Origin of the sequence: Methylomonas fluvii (assembly GCF_014850975.1) — a bacterium.
Lineage (GTDB): Bacteria > Pseudomonadota > Gammaproteobacteria > Methylococcales > Methylomonadaceae > Methylomonas > Methylomonas fluvii.
This window is the reverse complement of the sequence record NZ_JACXST010000002.1, coordinates 62,463-76,796: the sequence shown is the minus strand read 5'-3', so window position 1 is coordinate 76,796 and position 14,334 is coordinate 62,463. Positions and strand designations below refer to the sequence as shown.

General features: G+C 48.4%; 15 protein-coding genes and 3 tRNA genes. 16 read left to right on the top strand and 2 right to left on the bottom strand.

Features of this window, described 5'->3' with window-relative positions:
* Positions 1-229 precede the first annotated feature (229 nt).
* The 3 genes from EBB_RS09940 to EBB_RS09930 all read left to right on the top strand — a co-directional run bounded on the left by EBB_RS09940 (position 230) and on the right by EBB_RS09930 (position 2,860).
* Entirely contained in the window at positions 230-1,576 is a 1,347-nt protein-coding gene (locus EBB_RS09940; RefSeq protein WP_225587194.1) for an IS5 family transposase, read from the top strand.
* 286 nt (positions 1,577-1,862) lie between these two features.
* Positions 1,863-2,345, top strand: a complete 483-nt coding sequence (locus tag EBB_RS09935; RefSeq protein WP_192393732.1) for a helix-turn-helix domain-containing protein — start codon at positions 1,863-1,865, stop codon at positions 2,343-2,345.
* A complete protein-coding gene (locus tag EBB_RS09930; RefSeq protein WP_192393731.1) occupies positions 2,264-2,860 on the top strand; it encodes an IS630 family transposase in 597 nt (198 codons plus the stop codon). The genes EBB_RS09935 and EBB_RS09930 overlap by 82 nt, the downstream gene beginning before the upstream one ends.
* Positions 2,861-3,686: 826 nt before the next feature.
* Here EBB_RS09930 and EBB_RS09925 read toward each other — a convergent pair.
* Positions 3,687-4,871 carry an OmpA family protein gene (locus tag EBB_RS09925; RefSeq protein ID WP_192393730.1) on the bottom strand — a complete coding sequence of 395 codons (1,185 nt, stop codon included), beginning with the start codon at positions 4,869-4,871 and terminating at the stop codon, positions 3,687-3,689.
* A 168-nt stretch (positions 4,872-5,039) separates the two neighbouring features.
* Between EBB_RS09925 and EBB_RS09920 the strand changes: the two genes are divergently transcribed.
* From EBB_RS09920 to EBB_RS09900, 5 genes are all read left to right on the top strand, one after another.
* Positions 5,040-5,483 (top strand): tetratricopeptide repeat protein, encoded by a 444-nt coding sequence (locus EBB_RS09920; protein WP_192393729.1) that lies wholly within the window; start codon positions 5,040-5,042, stop codon positions 5,481-5,483.
* 6 nt (positions 5,484-5,489) lie between these two features.
* Positions 5,490-6,896: a glutamate--tRNA ligase gene (gene gltX, locus EBB_RS09915; RefSeq protein ID WP_192393728.1), complete on the top strand. Its 1,407-nt coding sequence runs from the start codon at positions 5,490-5,492 to the stop codon at positions 6,894-6,896.
* 41 nt (positions 6,897-6,937) lie between these two features.
* Positions 6,938-7,013 (top strand) — tRNA-Ala (locus EBB_RS09910).
* A 23-nt stretch (positions 7,014-7,036) separates the two neighbouring features.
* Positions 7,037-7,112: transfer RNA gene (locus EBB_RS09905), tRNA-Glu, on the top strand.
* A gap of 65 nt (positions 7,113-7,177) precedes the next feature.
* Positions 7,178-7,253, top strand: a tRNA-Glu gene (locus EBB_RS09900).
* Positions 7,254-7,514: 261 nt separating this feature from the next.
* On the opposite strand, the gene EBB_RS09895 is transcribed toward EBB_RS09900, so the two are convergent.
* Positions 7,515-9,113, bottom strand: coding sequence for a LysM peptidoglycan-binding domain-containing protein (locus tag EBB_RS09895; RefSeq protein ID WP_192393727.1), 1,599 nt, complete (start codon positions 9,111-9,113; stop codon positions 7,515-7,517).
* A gap of 178 nt (positions 9,114-9,291) precedes the next feature.
* On the opposite strand from EBB_RS09895, the gene EBB_RS09890 reads away from it, so the two are divergent.
* From EBB_RS09890 to EBB_RS09855, 8 genes are all read left to right on the top strand, one after another.
* Positions 9,292-9,921, top strand: coding sequence for a class I SAM-dependent methyltransferase (locus EBB_RS09890; protein ID WP_371741552.1), 630 nt, complete (start codon positions 9,292-9,294; stop codon positions 9,919-9,921).
* Positions 9,914-10,354, top strand: a complete 441-nt coding sequence (gene rnhA / locus EBB_RS09885) for a ribonuclease HI (RefSeq protein WP_192393725.1) — start codon at positions 9,914-9,916, stop codon at positions 10,352-10,354. Before EBB_RS09890 ends, rnhA begins: the two co-directional genes overlap by 8 nt.
* Positions 10,355-10,377: 23 nt before the next feature.
* The gene (locus EBB_RS09880) at positions 10,378-10,659 is read left to right on the top strand and encodes a hypothetical protein (protein ID WP_192393724.1); all 282 of its coding nucleotides are present in this window, start codon (positions 10,378-10,380) and stop codon (positions 10,657-10,659) included.
* Between the two features lie 7 nt (positions 10,660-10,666).
* Positions 10,667-10,924, top strand: a complete 258-nt coding sequence (locus tag EBB_RS09875; RefSeq protein WP_192393723.1) for a GIY-YIG nuclease family protein — start codon at positions 10,667-10,669, stop codon at positions 10,922-10,924.
* Between the two features lie 129 nt (positions 10,925-11,053).
* A complete protein-coding gene (locus tag EBB_RS09870) occupies positions 11,054-12,487 on the top strand; it encodes a porin family protein (RefSeq protein WP_192393722.1) in 1,434 nt (477 codons plus the stop codon).
* A 265-nt stretch (positions 12,488-12,752) separates the two neighbouring features.
* Entirely contained in the window at positions 12,753-13,202 is a 450-nt protein-coding gene (locus tag EBB_RS09865) for an FMN-binding protein (protein ID WP_225587376.1), read from the top strand.
* Complete coding sequence (locus EBB_RS09860) at positions 13,202-13,690, top strand: Aq_1264-related membrane protein (protein WP_192393721.1); 489 nt, start codon at positions 13,202-13,204, stop codon at positions 13,688-13,690. The genes EBB_RS09865 and EBB_RS09860 overlap by 1 nt, the downstream gene beginning before the upstream one ends.
* Before the next feature lie 149 nt (positions 13,691-13,839).
* On the top strand, positions 13,840-14,334 hold the full coding sequence (locus EBB_RS09855) for a nucleoside triphosphate pyrophosphohydrolase family protein (protein ID WP_192393720.1): 495 nt from the start codon (positions 13,840-13,842) through the stop codon (positions 14,332-14,334).

The following is a 14,334-nucleotide window of genomic DNA, read 5'->3' as shown; positions in this document are numbered from 1 at the left end:
GTTTGCTGTAATTTGCTCAATTAAGTTGTTCGCGAATAAGGTCTATCAGATTTGCTGGAGTGCCTTTTTCATACTGCCACACAATTCCTGTTGTATTTAGTCGCCCCTGAAAAGCCACAAATTCACGGCTAAAGCATTGAAACACAATAAATAATTGAAGAAAAAGACGGGCAATAATTGCAAGAAATTAGTAAAATAGATATTAATTTCTTGCAAATTTTTATCGAAAATGAAGCCAAAATCCCAAGAAAGTAGCGGCCAAATCGATCTATTCAACACACCACTGGCCGACCTGTTGAATCCGAAGCATGAGCTTTACCAACTGGCAAATTTGATCGATTGGAAAGTACTGGATGATGCGTTCGGTGAATTTTTTACCGAGAACCAAGGCGCTCCGGCGTTGCCAACGCGTCTTATTGCCGGGCTTCATTACCTCAAACATGCGTTTGCACGCTCGGACGAAGCGGTCGTGGCACAGTGGCTTGAAAATCCCTATTGGCAATATTTTTGTGGCGAAGAGTATTTCCAACACCAGATACCTTGCCACCCCACGTCACTGACCTATTGGCGAAAACGGATCGGAGAAGAAGGTTGCGAGTGGATGTTATCGGTGACGATCCAGGCTGGCGTAGCCAGCAAGACCGTGAAGAAACAGGATTTTGAATCGGTGACGGTTGATAGCACGGTGCAAGAGAAAGCCATCACGTATCCGACCGATGGAAAATTGTATGAACGCTGTCGCCAGCACATGGTACGTCTGGCTGAGCAGCATGAGATTACACTACGGCAGAACTACAACCGCAAAGCCCCCTATTTGCTGATGATGGCGAACCGGTACAGTCATGCCAAGCAAATGAAGCGCAAACGCAAAATGCTCAAACAGCTCAAAACTTTGGTGGGTCGGGTTTACCGAGATATCGAGCGCCAATTGACGGATCAATCCGATGCAGTCAAATTGGCTTTTAAAGAGACGCTAGAGAAAACCCAACGGATTTTGAACCAACAACCCCAGGATAAAAACAAGCTGTACAGTTTCCACGCCACGGAAGTCGAATGCATTTCCAAAGGCAAAGTCCACAAGAAGTATGAATTCGGCGTCAAAGTGGGCATCACCGTCACCAACAAAAGTAATTTTGTGCTCGGCGCCCGCAGCTTTTCCGGTAATCCCTACGATGGACACACCCTGGAATCGTGTCTGGAACAGGCGGAGATTCTAAGCGGTACACGCGCAAAAGAAGCTTTTGTGGATTTAGGATACCGTGGTGTCGAGGTCCCGAACGTGACCATTTACAAAGCCCGGCAAAAGAGAGGAATAAACACCCGGCGACTCAAACGCGCCCTCAAACGCCGCAATGCCATCGAACCCGTCATCGGGCACCTCAAAAACGACGGATTGCTGGGCCGCAATTACCTGAAAGGCGAACTGGGCGATGCCATGCATGCCATCTTATGCGGTGCTGGCCACAATATCCGTATGATCCTCAGGCAGTTGAGGATTTTTTTGCCTCATTTTTGGAGACCGCCATGTCGGATTTTGGCGCGGCCATTGAGCGCGCCGTTTTTATTGTCGGCCTGAATGCTGGTGTTCGGAAAATATCGGCTTTTTCAGGGACGACTATTTAATCCTAAAAAAACAATCTCTAACATAATCGAGAGAATTAACGCCGATAGGAGAATCGGTTTTGTAAAAATATTATTCTGTAAGCCGACTATAAATAAAGGTATTAAGAACACGACGATTGTGTGAAAAAAAATAATTACATCAAACCCAATTGATGTTGGTTTTGCTAGGTAAGCGCTTAATAACAAATCGCCATGCAGTAAAATAACCGGATTTTAGATACGGTGGTGGTAGCGACGGAATGCGGGTAAAACCAATTGAATTGAGCGAAAACGAACGAGAGCAACTCCAGCTAATTATCAAAAAAGGGAGTGATTGGCGAGAGCGTGAGCGTGCGGACACCATTTTGATGTTAGCCAATGGTCAGACAGTCATTGCGGTTGCAGAACAACAAGGCGTGAAGCCGGAAGCGATTCGGGAGCGGCGACGGAAGTGGTGGAGAAACGGACTGAACAGCTTACCGGATCACCCCCGCAGTGGTGCGCCGAGTAAGTTGACCGACTCGCATCGATGCCAACTCAAAGAATGGATCGATGCGGAACCTTTGAATTGCCGGGCATTAGTCAGTCGTCTAACGACGGAATGCGGCGTGACGATTAGTGCCGGCACGCTACGGAACGAGTTGAAACGGCTGGGCTATGTGTGGAAGCGCACCCGCTACAGTTTAAAAAAAAGCGCGATCCAGAGCGCTTCGAGCAGGCCCGACATGACATCGCCGAGCTGATTAAACAAGCGCAAGCCGGTGAAATCGAATTGGCCTATGTGGACGAAGCCGGGTTTGCGCCACAGCCGCCGAATCGTTCGGCTTGGACGAAAAGCGGAGAAGTCCATGCCATTACCGCTACACGTGCGCAGCGCATGAATGTCATAGGCGCTTTGCTTTCATCGGGCCGATTAATGATGGCGAAACTGTGGCAAAGCGTCAATGGTCTGTGGTTTTTTGGCTTTCTGATGGCTTTGATCGAACGCGTCAGCAAACCCTTGGTAGTGATTTTGGATAATGCATCCATTCATACTGCCAAGAAACTGAAACCTTATTGGGATTTATTGGAAGAGAAAGGTATGCGATTTTATTTCCTGCCACCCTACAGTCCCGAGCTGAACCGCATTGAATTGCTGTGGCATAAAATGAAATATGAATGGCTGCCATTCAAAACATTTACGCCGGATGAACTTGAGCAAGCCATTGACGAAATTGGTCGCGGGTTTGGCTCACAATACACGTTAACTTTTTGCTAGGCGCTTAATCGGTACGTTCTATTAACAAAAGTAAATAACCAAAAAGAAAAATACTTATGGCAATCGCTGTTGAAAGTAAAATTTTGCTAAAAGCCACAATTGCCCTCTTGGTGTGGGTTCGTAACATAATGAATAGACATCAAAACGTGGCGGGGGTAAGGCGATAGCCGGAACCCATCATTTTAGGCGGATAATTGATGGGTATCGCTATGCACCATCCATTCTTGTCTGCTATCTTACCAACTTTTGCCATTCGTATTTTCCGGCGAATGACGCTTAAGGGTCGAACTCGACCACTGAAAACAAAATATTCCAAAGCTTTAAGCCGAATAGCTCGTTCGCTTTTTCAGCCTCTGTAGATATGCTGCTCGCTTTGGTTTATTCGCCAAAAATCCAAAATCATGCATATCAAAAACTTTCGAATTCACTGGCGAAATTTTGGAATACTCGAATTAAGGTATTTTATAGGCATGCCATGGTTTCGTGTGCATACCTTGCAGATAGTTGGGTGAGGGCGGAGGTATCGAAGGTAGGTTCCAGACATAAAGCGTTGTGAACCCTGGCCTGGAATATGCCCAACAAGGTTTTAAATTTACATCTATGATTGCGAACGCGCCAACGGGGCAAGAATTTGTGGATCTTTAGCGGCTGAAACTACGCCAACGTGTTGTGTCGCCATTGCGCTTCCATACCTGCGGATGCTTTGATAAATTGACGATTACGCCACGCGGCACCAATATTAGGCGACAGTCGATTCGACTGGTCTGGACATAAAAAAAAGGGAGGCCTAGGCCTCCCTGGTTTCGTTAAGCTGGAAACTTATCGTTTAGCGATCAGTACGTTTATATTCGACACGGCGGTTGTAGGCACGGCCTTCGTCGGTTTCATTGGTATCGACGGGTTTGGACTCGCCGAAGCCAACCGCTGTGAGGCGTTTGCCTTCCACGCCTTGTTTGATCAACTCGGCTTTGACCGCATTGGCTCTGCGCTCTGAAAGCTTTTGGTTGTAAGCATCCTTACCATAACTATCGGTGTGCCCCTGAATTTCAATGGTCAAACCAGGGTTCATTTTCATGACTTCCACGGCGTTTTGAATCAGCGGGCCGTATTTGGCTTTGACGTCAGATTTGTCGAAATCGAACAGCAGGCCGCGGAATGCCCAGCAACCGTCTTTATCAACGATAGCGCCTTTAGGGGTGTCAGGGCATTTGTCTGCACAGTTGCTTACGCCGTCTTTGTCGTCGTCTTGTGTTGAGCAATCGGCCGCTTTGGGTGTGCCTGCTTTCAGGAAGACGTTTTTAACGAAATCGCTCATGCCTTTGGCGCTGGTAATCGCTTCGGCAGTAGTCGAGAACCCACAACCCGATGCATTGGCCAGTTCTTGCAGCACCGCTTGTCCGGCCGCATCTTGGTCATTGCCGACCCAAACTGTGTAAATACACAACTTGTCCCCGTATTGGGATTTAAGCGCTTCGGCAGTCGGTAGCGGCGAGACTTCCTCGATACCGTCGCTTAAAACGATTAAGGCAATATTGCCGGGAGCAGAGGTGATGTCTTTGCCGGAATCGCTTAGCGCCGTGGCCAGTGGGGTGCCGCCACTAGAGCATTGTAGAGAGGTAATCGCAGTTTCGAAACTGGCTGGAGAGTAGTCTTGCACGGCTTGGTTGAGATAAGTTGAGCCCCAAGATAGGCATGGGCCAAAACCGAAGCTGCGTAAACCGGATGTCAGCGGCATGACCGGAATGGATTTGTTAAACTTGTTGAGCAGATTTTTTTCGACATCCAGCTTGGTGCCGCTGTAATCCGCAGAATTTACATAGGTACGGCTCATGGATGAAGATGAATCATTAATCACGAAAAAGCTGTTGGTTTTTTGTACCAGTTTTCCGGATTTAACCAGCGCGTTAAGGTCTTCAGGCTGGAAGGCCTGGAAATTATTGCTCGACTGCGTCGCGCAACCGGAAAGCAGCGCTCCGGCCAGAGTGGCCGTGAATAAAAGGTTTCTTTTCATGTATTAATTCTCCAGGTTATTGTTCTGCATCGACAAGGCCTAGCGTACCGCCTTGGTGTCTTAAGTCTAACATCAATCCCTTATTTTTAAATAGTGCGTTCATCTTAGCCGGGCACCGTGAAATAATGCCGGTTTGTTTTTAATTCGTAGGCTTCCCTGGAGAATGTAATGGGCAAGATTTTAATGTTCTGTGCGATGTTTTTACTCGCCAGTGCGGTAAAGGCTGATAGCGTGAAAGAAATGGCTGAGCACGGTAATGCGCTGGCGCAAGCTAAATTGGCGTCGCTATATTTACTTGGCCGAGAGGGTTTTGATAAGGATGAACACAAGGCTGCGGAGTGGATGGAAAAAGCCGCGAATCAAGGTCTACTCGATGCCCAGGTAGTAATGGGGGCGATGTACGATAGAGGCATGGGTGTCAGCAGCGACAGAGATAAGGCTACCGATTGGTACGAAAAAGCCGCTAAACAAGGGCATGCCACTTCGTTGGCGATCCTGGGCAGAAACGATGCAGCCAAAGGCAGTGTGCAATTTAATTACCAGGCGATGCGTTTAAACGCCTCTCGCTCCATTCCCGGCGAATATGCCAAGAAATTTTTAACAACTAAATAATTGATGATGAGTATTAGAACCCGCTTTGCCCCCAGTCCCACCGGTTATTTACATGTCGGTGGTGCCAGAACCGCTCTGTTTTCGTGGTTGTATGCGCGCAAACACGGTGGCAAATTTATTTTGCGAATCGAGGATACCGATCTTGAGCGCTCCAGCCAGGAGTCGGTGAATGCCATTCTGGAAGGCATGACTTGGTTAGGCTTGGAATATGACGAGGGTCCGTTCTATCAGACGCATCGTTTTGATCGATACAAAGAAGTCATTCAGCAATTGCTGGCGCAGGGCGATGCCTACTATTGCTACTGCAGTCGCGAAGAGTTGGAAGTGTTGCGCGAGCAGCAAATGGCCAACAAGGAAAAGCCGCGTTACAACGGCAAGTGCCGGCATGGCGTTGAAAATCCGCAAGGCGAGCGAGTGGTGCGCTTTAAGAATCCGGAGCAGGGTGAGGTTATCATCGATGACTTGGTGAAAGGTCGCATCGTCGTTGCCAATAAGGAACTGGATGATTTGATTATTGCACGCTCCGACGGTACTCCGACCTATAACTTGACGGTGGTAGTCGATGACATGGATATGGGGGTTACTCATGTGATACGCGGTGACGATCATGTCAATAATACGCCCAGGCAGATCAATATTCTAAAAGCCTTGGGTGCGCAATTGCCGGTGTATGCTCATGTGCCGATGATTTTAGGTTCCGACGGTGCAAGACTGTCCAAACGCCACGGTGCGGTAAGTGTGATGCAGTACCGCAATGACGGGTATTTGCCCGAGGCTTTGTTGAACTATCTGGTGCGGTTGGGTTGGTCGCACGGTGATCAGGAATTGTTTTCCTTGGAAGAGATGGTCGCGCTGTTCGAGCTGGAAAAAGTCAATGTTTCCGCGTCCACGTTCAATACCGAGAAGTTGATATGGTTGAATCACCAGTACATCATGAGTAGCGATCCGGCGCATGTCGCTCGGCATTTGGCTTGGCATATGGGGGAGCGGGGTATCGATCCGACCAGCGGTCCGGCGTTGGCGGATGTGGTTAAAGCGCAGCGCGAGCGATGCAAAACCCTGGTGGATATGGCGGCCGAAAGCGAATACTTTTACAAGGAATTCAATGCTTACGAAGAAAAAGCCGCCAAGAAGAATTTCAAAGCGGGCGTGGACGATATATTGCAACATTTACTGGTGCAATTTAGCGCTATCGGCGAATGGGAAGCTTCAGGCCTTCATCAAGTAGTATTGGATAGTGCTGAGCAGTTGCAGCTTAATTTGGGTAAGGTTGCGCAACCCTTGCGCGTTGCGGTTTGTGGCAGCGGTGTATCGCCGGCTATTGATCTGACTTTGGCTCTATTGGGCAGAGAGAAAACCTTGCACAGAATAGAGCGAGCGATCAGTTACATAAAGAATGTAGAAAATTCCTAGACAAAGCTCTGAAAATCCGTATAATACGAGGACTCAACTACGGGGCCATAGCTCAGCTGGGAGAGCGCTTGCATGGCATGCAAGAGGTCAGGAGTTCGATCCTCCTTGGCTCCACCAAATAATAGTTGATTTAGTCCTGAGTCCCCATCGTCTAGTGGCCTAGGACACCGCCCTTTCACGGCGGTAACCGGGGTTCGAACCCCCGTGGGGACGCCAACTTGGCTAAAGCCGGTTAAGCCGGTACTTCGTGTTAAAGAAGTCATTCTGAAAAAATAGTCTTAGTCCCCATCGTCTAGTGGCCTAGGACACCGCCCTTTCACGGCGGTAACCGGGGTTCGAACCCCCGTGGGGACGCCATCAATTCTTAAAGTTATAGCTCTTGCACAGCGGCAATAATGCTGTGCCAAGTTTGCTATAGCGTCTGTTTTAATTCAATATCTTAAGTCGAATCGCTGTTTCTGTGGGATGTGGCGATAGTGCCTTCTATGCTGGTTGCTTTAGCAGGGTGGTTTGATATGGCGATGCATAAGGGTAAACCTAAATCGCTTATTTAAGTTTACCCTTGCGGCGATGAGAAAGATCTAATTTCGTGAACTTACGTACTCGTTATCTAAAGCTTTAGGTAGACGGATGGCCGGCTTCAATCATCACTTTTAGCTTAGAGCCCGGTTTGATGTCTGCCTTGTTTTTGGGGACGTTATTCCATTTGCGGAGCTCGGTGACGTTGACGTTAAATTTCTTCGAGATTTGCGCCAAAGTGTCGCCGGCTTTGACCGTGTAGCTGATTTGCTTGATGGAAGGCGCGGTAGATGCAACGGTTATACTGCTACTGGTTTTCTTGATAGTCAGTTTTTGACCGGGTTTCAGAGTCGCTTTCTTGGGTAATTTATTCCAACTCACAATATCGTCTTTATCAACAGAAAAACGTTGCGAGACATCCCATAGGGTATCGCCTTTCTTAACCGTATATTGCTGTTTGCTTGATTGAGCGGGCGTTGGTGTGGATTGTTGCGACACTGCGGCAACAGCCGGTGCGGTCGGTTCGCCCTTTTGTGAATGGTAAGAAACCGGGATTAACAGGATTGTGCCTTGGGCAACGGTATCATCGTCAAGATGATTGACATTAATAATCTCTTCAATGCTGGTGCTGTGCTTGCTGGCAATACTTTTCAGAGTTTCTTTCTTGCCTACCGTGTGGTGTTCCCACTTGATTCTTTCTTCGTGTGGCAGTTCAGCCAGTTTCTCTTTAAAGGAATCGGCTTTGCTTACCGGAATCAGCAGATGTTGCGCGCCGTTCGGGTCGGTACTCCAGCGGTTATAGCCGGGATTGAGCTTTAAGAAGTCGTCCAGCGGGGTTTGCGCCATTTCGGCGGCTTTACCCAAGTCGAGCTGGGACTTTACATCAACCAACTCAAAGTAAGGCTGGTTGGCGAATTGATGCAGATTGACGTTATATTTTTCCGGATTGGCGAAGATTTTAGCGATTGCCAGCAGCCTGGGTACGTAAGCTGAGGTCTCGTTGTTCAAATCCAGAGACCAGAAGTCGGTAGGCTGTCCGCGTTCGAGGTTTCTATCCACGGCATTTTTGATATTGCCTTTGCCGGCGTTGTATGAAGCGAGCGCCAGTAACCAGTCGTTATTGAAAGTCTCGCTCAGTTCTTTCAGGAAGGTGGTGGCTGCTTGAGTCGATTGCACCACATCGCGTCGCGCGTCATACCAACTGTTCTGTTTTAATCCGTAAAGACGCCCGGTGGGTGGAATGAATTGCCATAGACCGGAGGCTTGAGCTGGCGACATTGCGTCAGGTCTGAAAGCGCTCTCAACCGCAGGTAATAGTGCCAGTTCTCCGGGGATATTTTTTGCTTCGATTTCGTTCAGGATGAAATATAGATAGGGCTCGGCGCGTTGTTGCACCCTGGTCAGATATTCAGGGTTTCTAAGATACCAGTTTACTTCGCGGTCGATTCTGGCATTATCGATTTCCGGTAAGGCGTAAAGAGACAGCATCCTATCCCAGATGGTGGTGTGCTCTTTTGCTTCTACCTGCTTGTTATGGATTTTTCCGGCATTGCCATTACGGGTAAATACGGAAAACTTGCTAGTTGATGATTGGCTCAGATGGTCTTTTTGCGCATGTTGGCTACAACCGGTTGCTAGCAGAATAGGCAGTAGATAAGACAGATGACGGCCTGATTTTTTGGAAATTGAGCGGGGCATTGTCTGAACTCGCTAAAATAAAAAAATTAGATCCTAGCATGGCTTTCTAAAATAGCCAAAAAAACATACCCTTAGCGGCGGTTAAATGAAGAGACAATTTCTGTTTGCGTTGTACCAAACCCCGAGGGGTAAGCTTCTGCAAACCATGGAGGCCAACTATCTGCGAAGATCAATAACGGTGAGTTGTAAACAACAACAACTCCAGATCGGTGGTTTAGGTTGGGAAAATGAGTTTGTCGATTTTTCCTTGTATAGGAATTATCTAATTCTGGACGGCAAGGCCTTGGGTGATGCTGGCGCGTTGAAGGTGACCGCTAAAGCATTTAACTTGCCTATTCAAACTGAATCAATGGATTTAGTCATACTTCCGCACATTTTGGAGTTCGATGCGCGTCGATTTCAAACCCTGCGCGAAGTCAATCGCGTGTTAAAACCGGGCGGCGAATTGGTCATGCTGAATTTCAATCCGTTCAGTATGTCGGTACGTTTCCAGTTTTTATGGGACTGGAAGCTTGCGGAATCTTGGCGGGCGCATTTCATTACCAAAGCCCGGGTTTTGGATTGGTTGAAACTGATGAATTTCGAATTGCTAACGACCGCCGAGTTTGGGCTGGACAGTTACACCATTGCTCACGGTAAATTCCAGTTGAGCTTTGCGTCTTTATTTGCGATGGCTTATGGGATCAAAGCGGTCAAGAGGCAGTATACATTGATTCCTTTGGCTGCGGCAAAGCAAGGCCGCAGCAATTTGGCTACGGTTGGATTGGGATTGAAATCGAACATACACAGAAAGGTGGACCATGACTGACGTTATTATTTATACGGATGGCGCATGCAAGGGCAATCCTGGACCAGGAGGCTGGGGCGTGCGCTTGGAATACCGTGATAAAGAAAAGGAGCTATGCGGTGGCGAACCTGAAACGACGAACAACCGCATGGAATTAGTGGCTGCAATACAGGCTCTGGAAACACTAACAAAGCCGTGTAGCGTCAAATTGCACACTGACTCCAAATATGTTTTGCAAGGCATTACCGAATGGCTGGCTAACTGGAAAAAGCGGGCATGGAAAACTGCGGCAAATAAGCCGGTGAAAAACGAAGATTTATGGCGACGTTTGGATGCTGCTATCCAGCGTCACAACATCGATTGGATATGGGTGAAGGGACATGCCGGGGATGTCGGTAACGAGCGTGCCGATCAGTTGGCCAATCTGGGAATCGAGCGCTTGTCTCGCCGGTAAACCACTTAAAATCAGGAAAACACATGTTAGGTTCGATAGCTGCTGCATTAGTCGGCATTTGGTTTTACAACACTGCGGCACGCTCAAGCCGTCCAGCAGTCTCATGGGCGGTGTCGGGTGTGGTGGTGTATTTTTTGGCGGCGCTGCTCTGGACTTTGGCAATCACCCCAGGTGCTGCAGATGCTGCAAGCCACAGTCAGAGCGCCGTACTGATCTTCATCGTTCGCTATGTCTATATCGGGTTTGGCGTATTGGTAGCGGTTTTGTTGAACGGTTGGTTGAATAAATCCACAGACTCTAAGTAGCGCGCCAGTGTCAAATTGGTCGGTGTATATCATTCAGTGTGATGACGGCAGTCTTTATACCGGAATCAGTACCAATGTTGATAGACGTTTCCGCCAGCATCTGATGCAAAAAGGAGCCAAATATTTTAGAAGCCGTCAACCTCGGCAAGTGGTGTTTGTCGAAGCGGGACATGACCGTGTTTCTGCCTCCAGAAGGGAAGTGATCATCAAAAAAATGAAACGTACTGAAAAACTTCATCTTATCGCAATCGCTAGCTGCTTATAGCGGTTGAATTGGATGGGTGTCAATATTTTGGGGATAGCCATTGTTTCTTAATGCGGATAGATTTGAGAATGATTTGCATTAATTGTTGTGAGGGTTTTATACTCGAGTCTCAAATTCTTGGAGACCGATATGAAGCCATTAAACTCAAAACTTAGCGCCGCGATTTCGGCGATTGTTGTCAGTGCCGGGGTAAACGCTGCGGGTGTTCCCACCGAAAAACCACAAACCATGGATGAAATGTGGAAGATCATTCAGGCTCAGCAGCAGCAGATTGACAGCATGACTAAAAAGCTGGAAGCGGTCGCGCAAAAGGCGCCCACGGGTGAAGTCAGCAATTTGGAGCGTAAAACCAATGTATTGACGGAAGAAGTGGAAAAGCTGCGTACCGAGTTGGTGGTGCCGGAAAAAGTCGAATACAAAAGTGCTTATGGTCTAGGTCCAGCGGCTTCCAAGGTTTATCAAGTTGGCAAGGGCCTGTCTTTAGGTGGCTACGGTGAGGCCAATTATCAGGCGCGGGTTGATGATCAGGGCGGGCGTAATGCGGCAACCGGCACCGTCAATAATCCGGACAATACAGATTTCGAACGACTAGTCATTTACGCGGGTTATAAGTTCACTGACAGCATACTGTTCAACAGTGAAATAGAGTTCGAACATTCCTCAACTGGCAATAACGGATCAGGTAGCACGGGCACCGTCTCTGTTGAGATGGCCTCCTTGGATTTCTTCATCGACCCGCTGGTCAACGTCCGGGCCGGGATGGTGTTAATGCCGATGGGCTTTATCAACCAGATACATGAACCGCCGTTTTTCTTCGGTAACAATCGCCCGGAAGTCGAAAGACGCATTATCCCCAGCACTTGGCGTGAAAACGGTGTGGGATTATTCGGTGAATTGTTGCCGGGTCTGACGTACACAACCTATGTGGTTAACGGTATGAATGCTAAGAATTTTGGCGCTGACGGCATTCGTAGCGGCCGGCAATCCGGCGGACAGGCGTTGGCGGAAGATTTGGCTTATGTCGGTCGCATCGACTATGCGCCGCCGATGTTGCCCGGCGTCATGGTGGGCGGCTCGGCGTATGTCGGTAATTCCGGGCAGAATCAGCTGTATAACGGGCGGCAACTTGAAGTAGCGACGCAACTTTACGAAGCCCATCTGCAATGGAAATACCGTGGCCTGGAATTTCGTACCTTGGGTTCCTGGGGGCATATCGGCGATGCAGCCTTGCTGAGTGTTGCCAATGCTAAAAGTATCGGTGAAGAAAACTATGGTTGGTACAGTGAAGTTGGTTACGACATATTGCCGCACTTTGCGCACGATACAACCCAATATTTGGCTCCTTTCGTACGTTACGAGCGTATGGATACTGTTGCTACTGCTTCGACATGCGCAAACGCCATTTGTCGAGACGATTTGACCAGGGATGTCGAAATCTACCAAGTCGGCCTCAACTACAAACCCATTCCCAATGTCGTGATCAAAGCCGATTACCGTAATTTCACCCAAAAATCGGGCACTTCTCCAGACGACTTCAACTTGGGTGTAGGCTTTATTTTCTAAAGCTACTGTCTGGTTGCGTATTAAGCCCCGCCGTTTCATTCGGCGGGGTACATCGTTATATAATGACGCCTCTAAATTGCTTATGCGCCTATCGGCTTGGCAAATTGTTTGCCGGTCTCTATCATAGCCGCCGTATTGTTCACTCCCTGGATTTTTCCCACTCATGCTGATTTCAAAAACTCGTCGGCTTATGCTGGCGCTACTGGTTTTTTGTTTAACGAGCGTAAACCTCGCCGCTGCCGTTTTTTATAGCAAGGACGAAGCAATGAAGCTGGCCTTCGGTGACGATGCTACCGTGGAAATGCAGTCGCTGTTTCCCACGCCGGAGGAAGTCGCGCAGATCGAACAGTTGGCGAAGGTCAAGTTGGAATCCAATCTGTTTAGTTTTTATGTGGGTAAGAAGCAAGGCGCGGTAATCGGCTATGCCGCGATTGAGGCCCACACTGTTAGAACCAAACCGGAAACCTTGTTGGTGGTACTAACACCAGATGGCAAATTGCGTAACGTTCATACGCTGGCATTTCATGAGCCGCCGGAATATCAACCGCCGGAACGCTGGATGGCCTTGCTGGCTAATCATTCCATCGAAGAGCTGAGCCTGAATCAGGATATACAAGGTGTGGCGGGGGCGACGCTTAGTACCCGTGCCGCAATTAACAGCGCGCGCAAGGTATTGGCGATTTATCAAGTTCTCATCCAAAACAAGCCCAACTAATGCGTTTCTTTGTAACCGGCGAGCAGAATCGCCAGCTGTTGATCAACTCTTTGATCTTGATGTTCTTGGCCTATGTGGCCTTATTGTGGATTAGTAATGGTCTGATGTATTTCCATAAAATGAATCTCACCCCGGAGTCGGTAGTTTCGTATTACTTGGGAAACGAGCAAGAGTTTAACGAACCGAAAAGCTATCAAAGTCTGCTGGAAGTCAGTCATTTTCATTTGTTTGCCATGGGCATGTTGGTATTGACGCTGACGCATCTGATGTTGATGACCTCGTTGCCGACTCTGATGAAAGTCTGGATTAGCGCGATAGTTTACGCTGCAGCGATAGCCGATGAAGCGGCCGGATGGCTGGTGCGTTATGTCGATCCAGCTTTCGCTTATTTCAAAATAGCCGCGTTTTTATTATTGGAAACATCCTTGTTCCTGCTGATTGTAATAGTCGGTTTGTCGTTGATTGAATCGCGCCGGCAACTGCGTTAAAACAGATTTCCCTATTGCCCTAGTTGATTCATTGGCGCATTCTCAGATGCGCTGATGTCCTAAAAATGGCTAGGTCGTTGACTGCAGATGTTGTCCAGCGCCGCGCCATTATTCCCCGAATTCTTTGAATCCAAGCCCGGAGTAGAATCATGAACCAACATTTACAACAAGTTAGAGATTTCCACCGGAAATTCGCTATCAAGCAGCCTGACGACGGCGAAATCGGCCATTTGTCCGATATGGATATTGTGCTGCGCCAAGCCCTATTGCTGGATTGCGGTAGCGAGACATTTAAAGCCATTGCCGGCGGCGACCTCATCAAAATTTTGGCCGGTTTGGTGGATTTATCCTTTAATGCGCTGGCTGCTATCGCGAGCCGGGGCGACGAGGTGGTTAGTGTGTCCGCCAACTGGCGGCAAGACGGTTCGGTAATGTCAGTGATGCGGGTACTGTCCGAGAAAATCAACCTTTGTAATTCCGGCGAAACCGTACATTATTCGGGCTTATATGCCATTTGCGTGCATTTGTCCCAGCGCTTTGTCAATGCCGATTTCGACGAAGCTTTTCAAATCGTCTATCAACATCTGATGAGCGGGCGCGGCGATGCCGAGCGTTTGGATTTAAGTCCGGCGCTATTCGAATAA

Excerpts from the sequence above, each read along its gene's own strand:
- gltX (WP_192393728.1), top strand. The coding sequence starts at position 5,490 with ATGAGTATTAGAACCCGCTTTGCCCCCAGTCCCACCGGTTATTTACAT.
- EBB_RS09860 (WP_192393721.1), top strand. The coding sequence starts at position 13,202 with ATGCGTTTCTTTGTAACCGGCGAGCAGAATCGCCAGCTGTTGATCAAC.
- EBB_RS09880 (WP_192393724.1), top strand. The coding sequence starts at position 10,378 with ATGTTAGGTTCGATAGCTGCTGCATTAGTCGGCATTTGGTTTTACAAC.
- EBB_RS09895 (WP_192393727.1), bottom strand. The coding sequence starts at position 9,113 with ATGCCCCGCTCAATTTCCAAAAAATCAGGCCGTCATCTGTCTTATCTA.
- EBB_RS09920 (WP_192393729.1), top strand. The coding sequence starts at position 5,040 with ATGGGCAAGATTTTAATGTTCTGTGCGATGTTTTTACTCGCCAGTGCG.
- EBB_RS09925 (WP_192393730.1), bottom strand. The coding sequence starts at position 4,871 with ATGAAAAGAAACCTTTTATTCACGGCCACTCTGGCCGGAGCGCTGCTT.
- rnhA (WP_192393725.1), top strand. The coding sequence starts at position 9,914 with ATGACTGACGTTATTATTTATACGGATGGCGCATGCAAGGGCAATCCT.
- EBB_RS09940 (WP_225587194.1), top strand. The coding sequence starts at position 230 with ATGAAGCCAAAATCCCAAGAAAGTAGCGGCCAAATCGATCTATTCAAC.
- EBB_RS09935 (WP_192393732.1), top strand. The coding sequence starts at position 1,863 with ATGCGGGTAAAACCAATTGAATTGAGCGAAAACGAACGAGAGCAACTC.
- EBB_RS09855 (WP_192393720.1), top strand. The coding sequence starts at position 13,840 with ATGAACCAACATTTACAACAAGTTAGAGATTTCCACCGGAAATTCGCT.
- EBB_RS09870 (WP_192393722.1), top strand. The coding sequence starts at position 11,054 with ATGAAGCCATTAAACTCAAAACTTAGCGCCGCGATTTCGGCGATTGTT.
- EBB_RS09865 (WP_225587376.1), top strand. The coding sequence starts at position 12,753 with ATGAAGCTGGCCTTCGGTGACGATGCTACCGTGGAAATGCAGTCGCTG.